A 15,324-nucleotide genomic window follows, 5' to 3' on the forward strand; every position below is an offset into this window, starting at 1 on the left:
ATGTCCGTGGCCCCAGCAGGTCGGTTAACTCGCTCCTTCAGTCAAAGTTTAACCTGAACCTTGTGGCATACACATTAGGCGCGAAGAGGTTCCTTGGCAAGCCTCAGTTTCGCGCTACCGTGATCGTGGATATCCAGTGCAAGCATTTGAGGAGGGCTCCGCAACGAGTCTACTCTCTCACTTTGAGGACGCTTATCAGACGATGGCCCTCGTCGAAGCACCCAATACTTCAAACAAGAAGCACGCGGATCCGGTCTCGTACACGGAATAGACTTTGCTCAAAGAGAGCCTATACGGGTTCGATTTGTACTTCACCATATAGCCTTCTGTGCCCATCAAGAAAAAGCACCCATGTATTTACTCTGTCTTGCTCTTGATGAAGGGCTCGTAACGGCGTCCAGCGCGTTGAACGAAGGACGCACTCATGATCTTTCCACTCGATCAGAAGGTGAATTTCGCTCCCATCTGAAGCTGTCGTGCTGTACTCGCAGTACCGGTCACTCGACCAAAATTTGCGTCGCCAAATCTTCCGTCCGGGGTATCAAGCGTGGGATGGTTGAAGACATTGAACGCCTCGCCTCTAAGCTCCAGCTGATAGCGCTCTCCAAACGGGAACTTTCGGAATATCGAAGTGTCCAGGTTCCAATATCCCGCAGAACGTAACGAATTGCGTCCAGCGGTACCGAAGGTATAAATCGGAGGAGCGGCATAGGCAGCAGTATTGAAGAACTCACTCGCCGTCCGGTGGATATTGTTGGGGTCGCCAACGACATTCGCTGTCATATATCCGCTGTTTCCGTTACCAGTGTTTGCGCTGTCTCCACCGATGCTCGGCGTGAAGGGCAGTCCCGACCTGGCTAGAAAGATGTTGTTCAGCTGCCAGTTACCAAGAATGTAATCAAGCGGGCTGCTACCGGTACTGAATGTCTTTCCCTTACCAAGTGGCACAGAATACAGTGTGCTGATCGAAAGGACATTTGTTAGATCATTACCGGATACAGACCTGCTTCCTGCCTTATCTGGATGATATGGATCTTGCGGAACACCACCCTCCACACCAAAAAATCCATCTCCACCGGTATTGATGGATTTTGACCACGTATACGCCACAGAGTAGGAGAAATCGTTTGTGAAGCGTCTTTCTACTGACAGCTGTAGTGCGTTGTAGTTGCTGGTTCCAGTGCTACGGTCCCAATAGGTGGGAGCGATATAAGGATAAGGAGACCGTAAGCGCGGGTTACCAGGCCCTGGAGTAGGCGCTGTATTGTAAAAGCCACCTACATCCAGCCGATGCCCCGACGATCCAACGTAGTTCAGTGTTATGGTGGTCGCCTGTCCCATCTGGCGCGCTATCCCGAAATTGTATTGCTCGGAGTATGCATTTTTTATGTGTGGATCGTAAAAGAACCCAACTTGTTCAAACGGCGTCGGTGCAGGAAAATTTCCTGCGCTCGCCGCGCTGAACGGATCCTGTCCAGTCACGTTCGGGGTGACAGAGCCGGTGTTTGGATTGTTTGGATTCGAGATCAGCTGGCCAATATCGGGCCACGAACCCTCGATATTCTGTCCCATCTGTGTCGCGGCTGCCCATTGGTCGTATACGATCCCGAACGCTGCACGAATTACTGTCTGGTCGTCGAGACGGTAAGCAAAGCCCAACCTCGGCCCTACGTTCGTGTAGGTGTTGTGAAGGATTCTTCCTCGCGGATCGACGACTACATGATCCGGGAGAGCGCCACTGCCGGGGATACATGGAGCATGGCCACGATCAGAGCAGGCCGGCGGTACTTTCTGCAGCACATACGTGCCGTTTGTAAAGTCTACGTCGCCTGTCTCGATACCGCCCTGTTGGCCAATCGTGTCATCTGTTCCATACCCCGGAAGGAATGTAATGTCATACCTCAGGCCAAAATTCAAGGTCAGCTTAGACGTGGCTTTCCAGCTATCCTGTGCGAACGTGCTAAATACTCCACCGGGCCTTTCTTTCTCAAGCACGTTGCGTCTTTCTGCGTGGCCGGGAACGTTTAGCAGGAAGGACGCCAGGCCGGCACCGCTGGCGTTATTTTGCGGATTCGCCGTTTGTGCCTGCTGGAATTGCAAACTGGTTGAAGCTATCGGGCTTTCGAAATTAAGTGTCGTGTAGCCACCGCCGAAGTGGATCTCATGGTTGCCGACGATCTTGGTCAGCGTAGCCCTTACCTCATGACTGTCAGTCGCCTTAGGCGTGTTCTGGATCGTCTCACCACCACCGGCGAACCCATCGATCCCGAGTGAAGGAAGCAAGCTGTCTGCCGTCGCAGCGAACCCTCCTACGAAAGCATTCGAGAATCCAACACTCGAAATGACACCGTTGGTAGACGCTGTGAAGCGTTGCGTATTGTTATGCTGCCCCGTCGTTCTCGCATACTGCGCCTGCAGAATAAAACTTGGATTGAAGATGTGGACGTAGCTACCACCCCAATTACGTCCAGGCGTCTGAAGCGTGCTGAGCAAGCCTGGTACACCGCCAGATTGGGTCTGTGTACTGTTGATAAAACTATAGCGGAACCACGCCGAATCCTTGGGCCCAAAGGTATGATCTACTCGCACGGTGAACTCATCCTGATTTTGATGTAACGGCGTTGGATCGACCGCATTCGCTGTGCTGTTGTTGAAGAGTGGACCAGCCTTCGGGTACACAAAATGTGCGAGTGCAACCATCCGCTGGTCAATCAGGTTTGCAGGAATCTGATTGTTTGGAAAGGGATCGCGAATAAACTGACCAGGGTTTGCGGGGTCCGGCCGGGTCGAATATGGGTTGTAAATCTGGATTAGATTCCCACTGTTGTCACGCAGGCTACTTAGATCTCCATTTAGTTGAGCTTCTGTCGGAACCAGCAGGTTGCTGTTTGCTGTTTGGTTGTATCGAAATCCTTGATAAGCACCGAAGAAGAAGGTCTTATCGCGACCGTGATATAGCTTCGGGATAATGACCGGGCCTCCAATCGAACCTCCAAACTGGTTCTGAGAGAAGGCCGCCTTCGCAATAGGGGCCGGGGAGAAGGTAGGACGCGCGTCGAACACCGTATTGCGGGCAAACTCCCACGCCGATCCGTGCAGAGCATTCGTACCAGTCTTCGTCACGACGTTCACCACGCCACCCAGCACGCCACCGTACTCAGCGCTGTCGGTGTGGGACACTACCTTGAACTCCTGAATCGCATCGATGATTGGCGCCACGTCGTACGTGCTCAAAACGCTTCCGTAATTGTTCAGTCCGTCCGTCAAAAAGAAGTTGCTTCGGTTCGACTGACCGTTGACCGCTGGAAATGACGTTGCAGATCCGAATGCAACGGCTGGCCCCGCGAATCCTCCGCCTTTGCTCTGCCCGGTATTAACAGCAGCCACCCCCGGAGTCAGCTGCAAAAGTTGCGTAAAGTTGCGGCCATTAAGAGGAAGGTCGTTTACCTGTCTCACTGCAATCACGGTTCCCAGATTCGCCGTCGAGGTCTCCAGCAGCGGAGCCGTTCCCTCCACGTTCACCACCGAATCTGCCGTACCGACAGCAAGCGTAAAGTCAAAGGTCGCTGTCTGACCTACAGTCAAGGTGAAAGGCGAAATTTTTTGTGTACTAAAGCTCGGGGCAGTCGCCTCCACCGTGTACTGTCCCGGCGTGATGCTCACTATTCCATAGGAACCCGCGCTATTCGAAGTCGTCACCGTCTCTACTGAGGTGGCTACATTGTGCAGCTTGACGGATGCATTGACGACAACCGCTCCCGTCGAATCGTGAACCGAACCGTTGATCGACGCCGAGGAAAGCTGTGCGCGGCTTCCCCGAGTTAGGACTGCGATCACGCCCAGAAGCAGGATTGCTCTAAATTTTTCGACGCGACTCTTGCCTGACACCCTGATTCCAGCACTCATACGTCCTCCCGATAGCGCTTCCGTTCGATTTCTCTCTGGCAGTACCGCAATGTGCTGCAGATTGGGCCCGTTAAAGTCGCATCCTTTTTTTGGCCTTCATTTAAGCGCTCATACTGAGTCGACAGGAAATATACAGGGTTCAAGAGGAACTGTCACGAAAAGTTCCCTATTTTACTTGCAAAAATTATATTTGCTATTTAAACCCAGTTGAAGCTACGCTCCACAGGAGAAAAGAGTCAAGAGTAATCATTATTGGAGGGCTAATTTTTCGGGAGTTCGGGATATGTAGTCGGAAAAGACTAGCTCGGAATGGCAAAAGGTAAGGCAATCTCAGAGTAAGATTTAGCGTCGGCCCGAAATGGATTGCAAGTGCTTAAAGACGCGGCACGTAATGCTTGCTCGAACCTGGGGGTGTCTGCAGCCTGGCATCTATTTCGACTTCAGAATCTCCAATGCCTTTGCGATGTCCTTATCGCCCGGCATTAGCTTGTCTGCCAACAACAGCTCACTCTCCCCATTTTTCAGGTCGCCCGACCTGCAGTACACCAACCCAAGATCTTTATGCAGCTGGGGAGCCGCATCGCAGTCTCCGCATTGCGCCATTGCAGCCTTAAGTCCCGAAATAGATGCCCTAAAATTTCCACCCGACGCCTCACTCAACGCATCATTCGCTGTCATATGGACTTGGTCTATCGTTCGCTGCAACGACTGAAGGTTCAGAAAGCGTGTCTGCAACTCCTTGGATTCCTCTGGACGTTCACGAGTTAGTGCGCGCGATAGAGCATAGAGCGCAGGTCCATATTCAGGCTGAATAATCAGAACCGCTCGCCATTCGGAGATGGCTCTTTCAGTATCCCCGGACTCCTGCAAAGCCTGCCCCAATACAAATCTTCTTTTGGCATCTTTAGGCTCTAACTCCGCCGCCTTGCGTAACGATCCAACCGCCGCACTTTTATCACCAGTCTTCCTCTGTTCTGCTCCCAGCGCCGACCAGATATCAGCGTCGTTACTCAGCAGCGAGGCGGCCCTCTCCAACTCAGTCTTTGCCTCAGTATCGCGATTCATTTCACCTAGTACGCGGCCACGGTTATAGTGTGCGGTGCCGTTATTTGGAGCCAATCGAAGAGCCTCAGTAAATTCACTCAGCGCATCGCTTAGATCCGCTGAATCGGCCAAAGCTATCCCCAGGTTCACATGGGTCTCAGCCCGTTTCGGGTCCGTTGCAACCGCTGCACGAAATTCTTTTATCGCCTCTGTCGTGTCGCCCAGGCGCATTCGCACCATAGCGTTGGCAGTCAACGCATCCACATTCTTTGGATCGAGTTCAACGGCACGCTGCAACATCGGTGCCGCCTCTCGCAATCGGCTCTCACTCGCAAGCAGCAATCCTAGATTTTCGGCCGCTTGTGCATAATCTGGATCTTCTGCAACCGCCCCTCGAAAAAGCGCTTCTGCCTTCACTAAATCGCCCGCAGTACGCTTTAGCACTCCCAGATTGTTCTTGGCCTCAGCATACTGCGGATCAAGTGCGATCGCCTTCTCCAGCTCTTTCTCCGCTTCTTCAGGCTTTGCTTCCTTTATGTCCAGCAGTCCCAGCTGATTATGGGGCGGAGGATATGAGGTGTCCAGAACCAGGGCGCGCTCGAGGATTGATCGCTCTTCATGAAATGCCCCCGCATGGTCCAGTGCAATGGCCAATCCATAGTAGTTTTTGACGTTATGCGGATCGGCTGCGATCGCACGTCTGTACGCAGCGATCGCAGCCTGAACCTCACCCCGTTTCAGCAGAGCAGCTGCATCATTCTGGCGCGTTTTCGGAGCTGCCGAGTTCTGCGTTGCGGTAGCCGGAGTATTCACACTGCACCAGGCACACGGCATCCCCGTGGCCATCCCTGCCACCATCAGCGATCGAAGTATGTGCCCTGTACCCTCGAATTTCATGTGGTGGCGGCCATCTCTAAGACTCTCTCAGCGACTTCCTAACGACAGCAGCACGGTCGCACTAATGAACCCCGCCATACCTGAGCTCATCAGCATCGTCGCTCTTCGCGGAGCATTTCTCCACTCCGCCGTCAGCACTCCGGACATTGTCGCGGTCATAATCATAAAGATCTGCAGTAATCCCCATCCAATCGATGTGCCCAGTGGCCCCAGGTATACGGCGGCAACCCCATACAGCGAAATTGAGCCAACCCACAGGATCGCCATCAGTGTGGCCCAACCCACATCAGGTCCGCCCCTACAAAATGCACTCCAGGTCTTATTCTTTTGCAGAAGATACATGGTGTAGCCCGCGTTGGGGACTAGTCCCCCCAGCAACACCACTGGCCAGACTGCATACACCGCGGCAGTCGCGGAGCTTCCCATCTGCATTGCCATCTGCGCCAATCCCTGCCCGAAGGTAAACCCATAATTGAGCATCGGAGCCATCACGCCGCATAGAACCGCCAGCATCACTGCCGCGGGATATCCCTTTTGAACGCGGTCGGCCGTGCCGCTTCCTTGGGCATGTTCGCGTACCTGCCCTCCCAATGCCGTCAGTACGATCCCTATCACCATCACGACGACGCCAGCCATGATCTCGAGAAGGGATGCGCGAGAGAGAAATTGTCTCTGCCCCACAAACAATGGAACAAGGGTGCCAAAGACAGCTCCAAGCCCCACAATGATTGCGTACCCTACGCCCATTCCCAGCCGCCGCACGGACACTCCGAATAGAATCTGCGCCACTCCCCAGCCAAATCCAAAGACCAGTGGTTCGCACATCGTACTGATCGGTACAGCCTGGTAAACATGCGGCAGATCTTTTACCTGTGAGAAGGCAAGCAGGCACGGCAAGACTAGCAGGGATGCGAAGCTGAATACCAGCCACACATTTTCCCACCTCCACTGTCGTGCAAACTTCATGGGTAGCATGCAATTGCCCGACATCAGGCCCGCAATCATCGTAAGAGCGATGCCCTGCAGCATCACACTCTTCATTCACAGCTCCCCGGCGTCAGCTCTTTCAAATCACTAGAAGCGCCTGCATTTTGCGGCGTGCGATAGAATCCGCCTTCCACCTCGGCGGGGTCAACAAAATGTTTCCGCAGATGTGGAATGTACTCCAAAAATAATGCTTCGTGTCCAAGGCCTACATGGTTGAACAGCACCAGGTGCTGATGAATCTGCCCCATATCACCTACATGAGGGACGACGGGCAGATCAAACTTCTTCGCTAGTAGGCTCACCGTTAAAAATTCACTCACCCCTGCCAGACGCGTGCAGTCCGCCTGTACATAATGCATCGCGCCCGACTCCATGAAATTTTTGAAGACAACACGGTTTGGAATATGTTCCCCCGTTGCGATCTTCACGGGAGCAATTTCACGCGCCAGCGTGACGTGAGCCATAACATCGTCCGGATGCGTCGGCTCTTCAATCCATAGCGGACGCAGCTTCGCCAGCTCCCGGCACATCCGCTGTGCGACTGGCAAAGTCCATTGTTGATTTGCGTCGTACATCACCGTTCCGGCATCACCCGCGCACTCACGCAGCATCTCCGCGCGGCGCAGATCGCGCTCATGGTCTCGCGAGCCTACCTTAAGCTTGAAAGCATTAAAGCCTCTGCTTATAGCCCGTTCTGTTAGCTCACGCACCCTCTCATCGTCATAAGCCATCCAGCCCACTGAGGTGTCGTACCCCGGGTATCCAGTCCGTAGAATCCCCTCACGCTGGTTGCGCGTGTTCACTTGCTCTTTTAGCAACTGGACAGCTTGTTCGGAAGTCAGAACTTCATCCAGATAACTTAGATCGAGCAACCGTACGACCGCCTCGGGCTCCAGATCGAGAAGCAGCTTCCATAGCGGCACTCCCCGACTCTTTGCCCAGAGATCGAAACAGGCATTCGTGATTGACGCCAGCGCAAGATGAACAACCCCCTTGTGCGGTCCCAGCCATCGCAACATCGGATCATCTGCCATCTGTTGCAGAACCGATCCAAACTCTGCCATCAGGTCTTCAATTGGCCTGTTGAGCAAAGGCCGTGCCAGCAGTTCAATCGCTTCGCACACCAGGCGATTGCCTTCTCCCAGCGTCAGCGCAAATCCCATCCCGCATAGGCCGTTCGACTTCGATCCCAATTTCGTCACCGCCAGGCAGTACTCCGGATCCGAGTGAACAGCGTCGCTTCCTGCGCCAGGTGGTAATGGATACCTCGCATCGAATGTAGAAATGCGATCGATCGTATTCACCGACATTGTCTCTCTCCGAAATTCGTACGGTTTATGCTCGTGTCAATCCAGTCGAATATCGGCGCACCGCACTTCGCATCTCTAATTCTTCCTACTGCGCTTATTGAGCGACGCCTTCTTTTCCCACTGGTCATAGGCCGTGGAGGAAAATTTAGCCATCGCCTGGTGAATATATTGCTCCGCGATCCGCCCTTCGCCGTCATGCACCAGGTCGTGGATTCGTTGATGCGCCTCAAGCTCCTGATCCCAGGGAGTCGTAACCTGTCCACTCGCCACAACACGCATGCGTACAAACGCGAAAAAGGGCAACAGAATCTTACGAGCATATTCAATGAGGTAGGGATTTCCCGAAAGTTGGCAAAGCTCAAGGTGAAACGACAGGTCTGCGTCTAACAATTCAGGAGCCTGATTTTTTTTAGCGGCACTCCGCATCATCTTTACGGCATTCTGCAGTTCCGTCGTATCGACACGGCGTTCCGCAGCCAGACGACCAGCCAGGCCCTCCAATGCACCGCGCAGTTCATACAAACGCAAAACATTCTCTTCCGTCAGGCTCACCACGCGTGCGCTTCTTCCTGAAGCCTTGGTGACAAATCCTTCTTGCGCAAGGATGTTGATCGCTTCGCGGATGGAACCTTGTGCAACTCCAAACTTCCGTCCCCAAAATCCCTCAACAATCCGAGTTCCCGGCTTCAACGCTCCACCTACGATCTCCGCACGCAGTTGTTCGGCTAACGTATGCTTGACCAGCGGTTCGCCGCGAGTAGCAGTGGCTTTCGTCGCGCTCTTTTTCGGAATTTTTTTTAGCATAAGTGCTTATTCCAATGTTTCAGAGCCTATAGGACTGGATTTTTATCGTCAACTGGCTTAACTTAAGCGCTCGCAACAAGACAGCTAGAGGTTCATTAAGGAGGAAAGCAATGCAATAAGATTAGCGTCGTTCGGTGACCCACCTCACTCGTAACAGCCAACATATTTTGTAGTCCACGCGATTCGCCTCGAAATACTTCACGTCTTTTGAAAGGAAAACGATCCAAAATCCATAGCATAAAAACTTAGATTGATGAATTAAATTTGAGCGCTCATTTAGGAAGAAGCAGATCATCTCGGGCCCACATAAATAAGAATAATTTGACATCTGTGGCTTGATGCCTATATTGTTCCGGAACAAATGAGCGCTCAAAAGAGAGATCGTAGACGCTTTCTGGTAATGTCCCTTGCCGCCGCTGCACTGCCCCTTCTGCCCGGCCTGGCTTTAGGAGAAAAGCTCGAAGACGAACGGACCGCTTGGTTCCGTGCGGCCAAATTCGGAATGTTCATCCATTGGGGACCCTACTCGCTCGCCAGCGTCGAGGCTTCCTGGCCCATCATGAAACCCGGGAATTGGAATATCTCCGAAGCCGAGTACCGCGCCTTACCGAAGCGGTTTAACCCTAGATCCTGGGATCCGAATCACTTTATCGATGTCGCACGCAGCGCAGGTCAGCAATACATGGTGTTTACGACCAAACATCACGATGGCTTCTGCATGTTCGACTCTTCGTACACCGACTACAAAATCACCAACACGCCTTATGGCAAAGACATCGTCAAGCAACTGTCGGACGCCTGCGCACGCCGTAACATGCCACTTGGCTTTTACTATTCTCCTCCCGACCTCAATCACCCTGGATTCCGGGATACCTTGAAACTTTCAAGCCAGAATTGGGGCGGCCAGCCGGAGAGGCCCGAGTGGTCTTCCTATCTGAACTACATGCAACTTCAGCTCACCGAATTACTAACCCGGTACGGAGATGTAAAAGTTATCTGGTTTGATGGCCTCAACCATCAGGAGAAGTACGATGGACAGCGCTTTATCGACCTTATTTCGAGGCTTCAGAAGGCGACTCTTGTCAACGATCGCATCGGCCTCATCGCGGACTACGTCACTCCCGAGCAGTTCATTCCAAAATCCATTCCGACCAAAGACGTACGCATGCGGGGTGCGGATGCGAGCATTCAAAAAGAATTCAAGGGCGGGGTTCCCTCTGAAATAGATTTTCAGCTGTGGGAAACCTGCATGACCATCAACGATACCTGGGCCTACAACGCACACGATCATCACTACAAGTCAGTCATAGATCTGATCCGAGGTCTTGTCGAAGTTGCAAGTCGAGGCGGCAATTTTCTTCTAAACGTCGGACCGCAGCCGGATGGGATGATCCAGCCAGAGTTTCAGGAACGTCTGAAGTCTCTTGGCGACTGGCTGACGGTTAACGGTGAATCGATCTACGGCACGACGTTCGGACCAATCCAGGGAGAACAAGGCTATCGCACGACTGCCAAAGGGAACGATCTGTTCTTCCATATCTTCGATTGGCCTTCACCGTCGTTGAACCTCTCGGAACTCAAAGCAAAGGTTCTCTCGGCGCGCTTGCTAAGCGATAACCGACCGCTCTCGTTCACGCAGACAGAACGTGGCGTGGAGATTCGCCTTCCCCCGCAGCAGCCGGATAAAAATGTAAGCGTAATCGCATTGAAGCTGCTTTAGTTAATTTGTCCATTCGCGGGCAAGCTTTGGCATAGACGATCTCGCCTAGCTTGTCGTAGTGTCCGTGACCGCCGCCGTGGGGGCCGAATTTTAAGATGATGTTGAGATCGCTGTGCCTCGCACGTCTCACCCCCTGTTGAATGTGTCAATGGGGCGTCCTGAATACTCAAGCAAATCGAGCGCGCAGATTGGCGACCGGATTTACAACCCATTGGTGAACAAGCGGCGATTTCGCCTCAGAGAATCACTGCAATCAACCGAATATGGCCGAGCCTACATCGAACGCGCATCAGGGTCGAGCGGCCGGACGATCCGATTTATCCAGCGCAGCTCTGGCGCCGCGCAGACTCCTCTGCACAACAAACTTCGTCGCGGCCATATGGTTTCGCAGCGTACGCTCCTTCTCCTGCTCCTGAATCTGCGTCAACAGGTTGGTCGCGTCCGTCAGGTGTGCCGTCATCAGCTTCGACGCCAGCTCCGCATTCCGCTGTTCGATTGCGGCTAAGATGGGCTTGTGAAAGGCGACCGTATGCTCCAGATCCACAAGCTGCGAGGTCACCATGATCATGTTCAACATCGCGCGATGAATAGTGTGAAATAGGCGGCTCGTCAGACTGTTGCCGGATGCTTCGAAAATCGCGCGATGAAATAACAGATCCGACGCCACCAGCTTAACCCTGTCGCCCTCGCTGGCCTCCAGATCCTCTATCGACTGCCGCAGCACCGCTATATCGTCCGAGTTCGCTCGCTCAGCCGCTTTCGCTGCCAGCGACGGCTCCATCAGGAATCGCAATTCCGTCAACTCCTGCACAGAGGTGCCGTCCAGCAGGAAAAGGAACTCCATCGGCACCGTGAGAACGGAAGAGGCGTCGCGGTTGAGATAACTGCCGTCGCCCACTCTCTGCTGGATCACGCCCATGATCTCCAGCACCTTCAGCGCAGGCCGCAGCGAGGAGCGCGCCACTTTGAAGTGCGCCGCCAGCTCCCGCTCCGGGGGCAGCTTCGTCCCTGGCCGCAGCACGCCTGTGCTCATCATCTGCTGAAATCGCAGGATCAGGAGATGCGTTACATCCTCCTTAGTGTCGAGGACCTGCTGGGATGTGCTCAGAATCGGAACGGCACGCCGTGCGTTCATAGGAACATAGTCCTTCGATGGTTCACTAATGTCAAAGCAAAATGCTTCTGAAGCTGATTATAGGTCTAACCATTAAAGCGAATTTTGTAGTTCACCCACTAATAAGGCAATCCGCGAAAATACCATCCAATACATGCGACAAATCACAATTTACAATCTTTTTGTTGACATCTCTTTTCCACCGGTACTACCTTTGTTCGCGAATCGAAAGCAAGTGAGCGCTTATTGCGTGTGCCATGGTGAAAAGATGATGAGCAGATATATCAAACAAGCAGTACGTCGGTACCTCTCCCTCGCTCTTCCCGCATTCCTCGCCTACTCCGCCCTCGCGCAGGTAGAGCAGGGCCGTTTCGTCGGCGAAATCACCGATCCCCAGGGCTCCGTCGTCGCGGGAGCCAGCGTAAAGCTGACCAATACGGGAACCAACATCGTGCAGACCGCCGTCACTGACGACAGCGGGAACTATGTCATCACACCGGTTCCAGGAGGCGAGTACACCCTTAGCGTGTCCGCGCCAGGTTTCGCGACCACAACTACCTCGCGGGTTGTGGTGCAAGTGGGCCAGATCGTGCGTGAAAACATCAAGCTCAATGTCGGAACCGCCACGCAGACCGTCGAGGTCACCACAGCCGCTCCGCTGCTCTCAACCGACTCGGCAACCATTGGACAGGTCATTACAAATCAGCAGCTCACCGGCCTGCCGCTCAACGGTCGCGGTTTCTACAAGCTCGCGCAACTCACGCCCGGAGCCTCTCTCCAGGCTGCGACCGGGAACTCGCTCGCCATCCGGCCCGAGATCGTTAATGGCAACGTCATCAGTGGAATCCGCGGTTCGGCTACCTCCTTCCTGCTCGACGGCGTCGACGTCACCGAGCAGCACCAAGGCGGCACTTTCATCCAGGCGTCCATTGATGCGCTGCAGGAGTTCTCCGTTCAGCAGAGCCCCTATTCGGCCGAGTACAACCGTGGCGGCGCCTTCTTCAACGCTACGACCAAAACGGGGACTAATCGTTTCCATGGCGGAGTATTCGAATTCATTCGCAATGACAAATTGGATGCCCGCAATTACTTCTCTCCCACCCGTCAAATCCTGAAGCGGAATCAGTTTGGCGGAGCTGTCGGCGGTCCATTGACGATTCCGCATCTCTACAGCGGCAAGGATCGCACCTTCTTCTTCCTCGACTACGAGGGCCAGCGTCTTCGCCAGGGACTTGTCTTCAACAACATCGTTCCCAGCGTGGCGAACAGAGCCGGAAACTTCGGAGCCAAAACCATCCGCGATCCGCTCACGAGCAGCCCGTTTCAGAACAACACGATTCCTTCTGCTCGGCTATCGCAGCCCGCGTTAGCCATCCAGCAATTTATACCGCTTCCGAATACGAGCACCGGGAACTTCGCGTATGCTCCATCGCAGGCCATCGACTGGGATCAGTTCACGGTTCGCTTGGATGATCAAATTACGCCGTCGAATCGGCTGTTTGCTCGTTGGATTTATGTAAAGAATCGCGAGACTGATCCGAACTTTTCTCCTGCCCTTGGGACCGCCAGCCTCACCTCCCTCGGTCAGGACATCGCGGTCGGCCTCATCACCAATATCGGTGCAAACAAGGTGAACGAAGCGCGTGTGCATTATCTGCCTAGTCATGTTCGCCTAAGCGCCTTTCTGCAGGGACCTGACTGGAACGCAGCCTTCGGCGTCGCAGGACTCTCTCCACAGCTCCGCCCCGGCGTGGGAGGAGCCTTCCCGGATTACGCCTTCAGCGGCTACGCCTCCATCCAAGGCTCCTCCTTCGATCAGCGACCCAAATCGCAGGACCGGAAAGCTCTGGAAGGAACTGAAAATTTCACGATTCTCAAAGGAAAGCAATCGATTAAGTTCGGCACGCTCATTCGGTACTACCAATGGTTAGGCTACGACAGCCAGCAGTTTGCCGGCTCATTCAACTTTAATGGAACCCTGAGCGGCGACGCCTATGCCGATTTCCTGCTGGGCTATCCTTTTTCAGTGCAGCGGGCCTATCCCGCCGACAACTTCGGCGGTGAACAGACCTACTATCAGTTTTTTGCCCAGGACGATATTCGTCTCAGCAACAGACTCACCATCAACGCGGGCATACGATACGAATATTCGCCCTGGCTGAACGGCTATAAGGGTCAGATCGGCAGCTTTGATCCGACACGCGCCCAGCCGATTATCGTCGGCGGCAATGGGCCTGTGCCCGATCTGAGCGCCCAGTTCGCAGCTCCCGCGGCCTATCAGTTCTTTGGCAAATACATCCAGACCAGCAGCACCGCGGGCCTTCCCTATAATCTGACATACACGGACAAGCATCAATGGGCGCCCAGAGTCGGCTTCTCATACGCAGCTACTCCAAAGACCATCATCCGGGGCGGTTTTGGTATGTTCTACGAGCCTGAAGGCACCAGCGGCCGAGTCAACCTCAACTCCCTCCCGTTCCGTCTCAATGAAACCCAAACGCAGGATCCGGTGCTTAAAAATCGAACTTTATCCAATTTCTTCCTCGGCACCCCGCTCGGCTCGGCGCAGGCGAATCCCTCTCTGGTACCCACCAAACTTCACCTCAACCTGGGCTACAACGAGCACTACAGCCTCGGCATTCAGCAGCAGCTCTCCTCCAACGACGTCCTGGAGATCGGCTATGTTGGCAACCATGGTGTCGATCTCAACAGCTCGAACGACTTCAACGATCCCAATCCTGGGCCCGGCGGAGTTCAGGCTCGAAGGCCCTATCAGCCCTGGGGGCCCATCACTTTCAATACCCAGGATCTCTCGACTAACTACAATTCTCTACAGGCTAAGCTTGAACATCGCGAAAGCCATGGCCTTTCGGCTCTTGTCGCTTACACCTATTCGAAATTTTTCCAATTCAATCAGTCACCCCCTTTGGGCGGCAATGCAGGGTACGAATACGCCCTGTCGCCATATGACGTCCCGCAGAACCTTGCTCTTAGCGGGAGCTACAAGCTTCCAGTCGGCCGTGGTCGCGCATTCCTGTCTAACGCAAACCGATTGGTTGAAAGCACCCTTGGCGGCTGGCAGCTACAGAGCATAGTCGTGCTGCGCAGTGGCGTTCCTTACACCCCGATCATCTCGGGCGATCGCGCGAACACCGGTGTTACCAGTCAGCGCCCCAATCTAAACCCCAATGGCGGCAATCCCAACTTCAAGCGCTCCGTTGCTCACTGGTTTGACAACACTCGTTACAAGCAGCCCGACCAATATACCTACGGCACCGTCCGGGCGAATACTCTCCGATCAGACATGTACCGGCAGTACGATGCATCCATCTTCAAGAACTTCTCCCTGCCGCACGAAAGCACGCTTTCTTTCCGCGCGGAGTTCTTCAACATCTCCAATACAACCAGCTTCAGCGCTCCCGGTGCCAGCATCACCAGCTCCGCTTCTACTGCTCCGGTCGACACCAGCACCTACGGACAGATCGTCAGCACCTCCGTTCCATCGCGTGATATCCAGTTCGCGCTCAAGTACAACTTCTAAC

8 protein-coding genes are annotated in these 15,324 nt (G+C 54.0%); 2 read left to right on the forward strand and 6 right to left on the reverse strand.

Going from position 1 to position 15,324, the window contains the following annotated elements; all coding sequences use genetic code 11:
* Positions 1–441: 441 nt before the first annotated feature.
* The 5 genes from AC5S26_RS00050 to AC5S26_RS00070 all read right to left on the reverse strand — a co-directional run bounded on the left by AC5S26_RS00050 (position 442) and on the right by AC5S26_RS00070 (position 8,948).
* Complete coding sequence (locus AC5S26_RS00050) at positions 442–3,906, reverse strand: TonB-dependent receptor (RefSeq protein ID WP_494182798.1); 3,465 nt, start codon at positions 3,904–3,906, stop codon at positions 442–444.
* A 429-nt stretch (positions 3,907–4,335) separates the two neighbouring features.
* Entirely contained in the window at positions 4,336–5,847 is a 1,512-nt protein-coding gene (locus AC5S26_RS00055) for a tetratricopeptide repeat protein (RefSeq protein WP_494182799.1), read from the reverse strand.
* Positions 5,848–5,874: 27 nt separating this feature from the next.
* Positions 5,875–6,888 carry an L-rhamnose/proton symporter RhaT gene (locus AC5S26_RS00060; RefSeq protein WP_494182800.1) on the reverse strand — a complete coding sequence of 338 codons (1,014 nt, stop codon included), beginning with the start codon at positions 6,886–6,888 and terminating at the stop codon, positions 5,875–5,877.
* Positions 6,885–7,997: an enolase C-terminal domain-like protein gene (locus AC5S26_RS00065; RefSeq protein WP_494182801.1), complete on the reverse strand. Its 1,113-nt coding sequence runs from the start codon at positions 7,995–7,997 to the stop codon at positions 6,885–6,887. The genes AC5S26_RS00060 and AC5S26_RS00065 overlap by 4 nt, the downstream gene beginning before the upstream one ends.
* 222 nt (positions 7,998–8,219) lie before the next feature.
* Complete coding sequence (locus tag AC5S26_RS00070) at positions 8,220–8,948, reverse strand: GntR family transcriptional regulator (protein ID WP_494182802.1); 729 nt, start codon at positions 8,946–8,948, stop codon at positions 8,220–8,222.
* Between the two features lie 400 nt (positions 8,949–9,348).
* On the opposite strand from AC5S26_RS00070, the gene AC5S26_RS00075 reads away from it, so the two are divergent.
* Positions 9,349–10,668, forward strand: a complete 1,320-nt coding sequence (locus AC5S26_RS00075; protein WP_494182803.1) for an alpha-L-fucosidase — start codon at positions 9,349–9,351, stop codon at positions 10,666–10,668.
* 289 nt (positions 10,669–10,957) lie between these two features.
* On the opposite strand, the gene AC5S26_RS00080 is transcribed toward AC5S26_RS00075, so the two are convergent.
* Positions 10,958–11,803: a FadR/GntR family transcriptional regulator gene (locus AC5S26_RS00080; protein ID WP_494182804.1), complete on the reverse strand. Its 846-nt coding sequence runs from the start codon at positions 11,801–11,803 to the stop codon at positions 10,958–10,960.
* Between the two features lie 247 nt (positions 11,804–12,050).
* Here AC5S26_RS00080 and AC5S26_RS00085 point away from each other — a divergent pair, with 247 nt between their 5' ends.
* Complete coding sequence (locus tag AC5S26_RS00085; RefSeq protein WP_494182805.1) at positions 12,051–15,323, forward strand: TonB-dependent receptor; 3,273 nt, start codon at positions 12,051–12,053, stop codon at positions 15,321–15,323.
* The last annotated feature ends 1 nt before the right edge of the window (position 15,324 follow it).

The sequence above is a fragment of the Edaphobacter sp. FHG110511_03 genome, from assembly GCF_059115365.1.

Coding starts and splice junctions, on each gene's coding strand:
- AC5S26_RS00055 (WP_494182799.1), bottom strand. CDS start 5,847: ATGAAATTCGAGGGTACAGGGCACATACTTCGATCGCTGATGGTGGCA.
- AC5S26_RS00060 (WP_494182800.1), bottom strand. CDS start 6,888: ATGAAGAGTGTGATGCTGCAGGGCATCGCTCTTACGATGATTGCGGGC.
- AC5S26_RS00080 (WP_494182804.1), bottom strand. CDS start 11,803: ATGAACGCACGGCGTGCCGTTCCGATTCTGAGCACATCCCAGCAGGTC.
- AC5S26_RS00070 (WP_494182802.1), bottom strand. CDS start 8,948: ATGCTAAAAAAAATTCCGAAAAAGAGCGCGACGAAAGCCACTGCTACT.
- AC5S26_RS00085 (WP_494182805.1), top strand. CDS start 12,051: ATGATGAGCAGATATATCAAACAAGCAGTACGTCGGTACCTCTCCCTC.
- AC5S26_RS00075 (WP_494182803.1), top strand. CDS start 9,349: ATGTCCCTTGCCGCCGCTGCACTGCCCCTTCTGCCCGGCCTGGCTTTA.
- AC5S26_RS00050 (WP_494182798.1), bottom strand. CDS start 3,906: ATGAGTGCTGGAATCAGGGTGTCAGGCAAGAGTCGCGTCGAAAAATTT.
- AC5S26_RS00065 (WP_494182801.1), bottom strand. CDS start 7,997: ATGGGATTTGCGCTGACGCTGGGAGAAGGCAATCGCCTGGTGTGCGAA.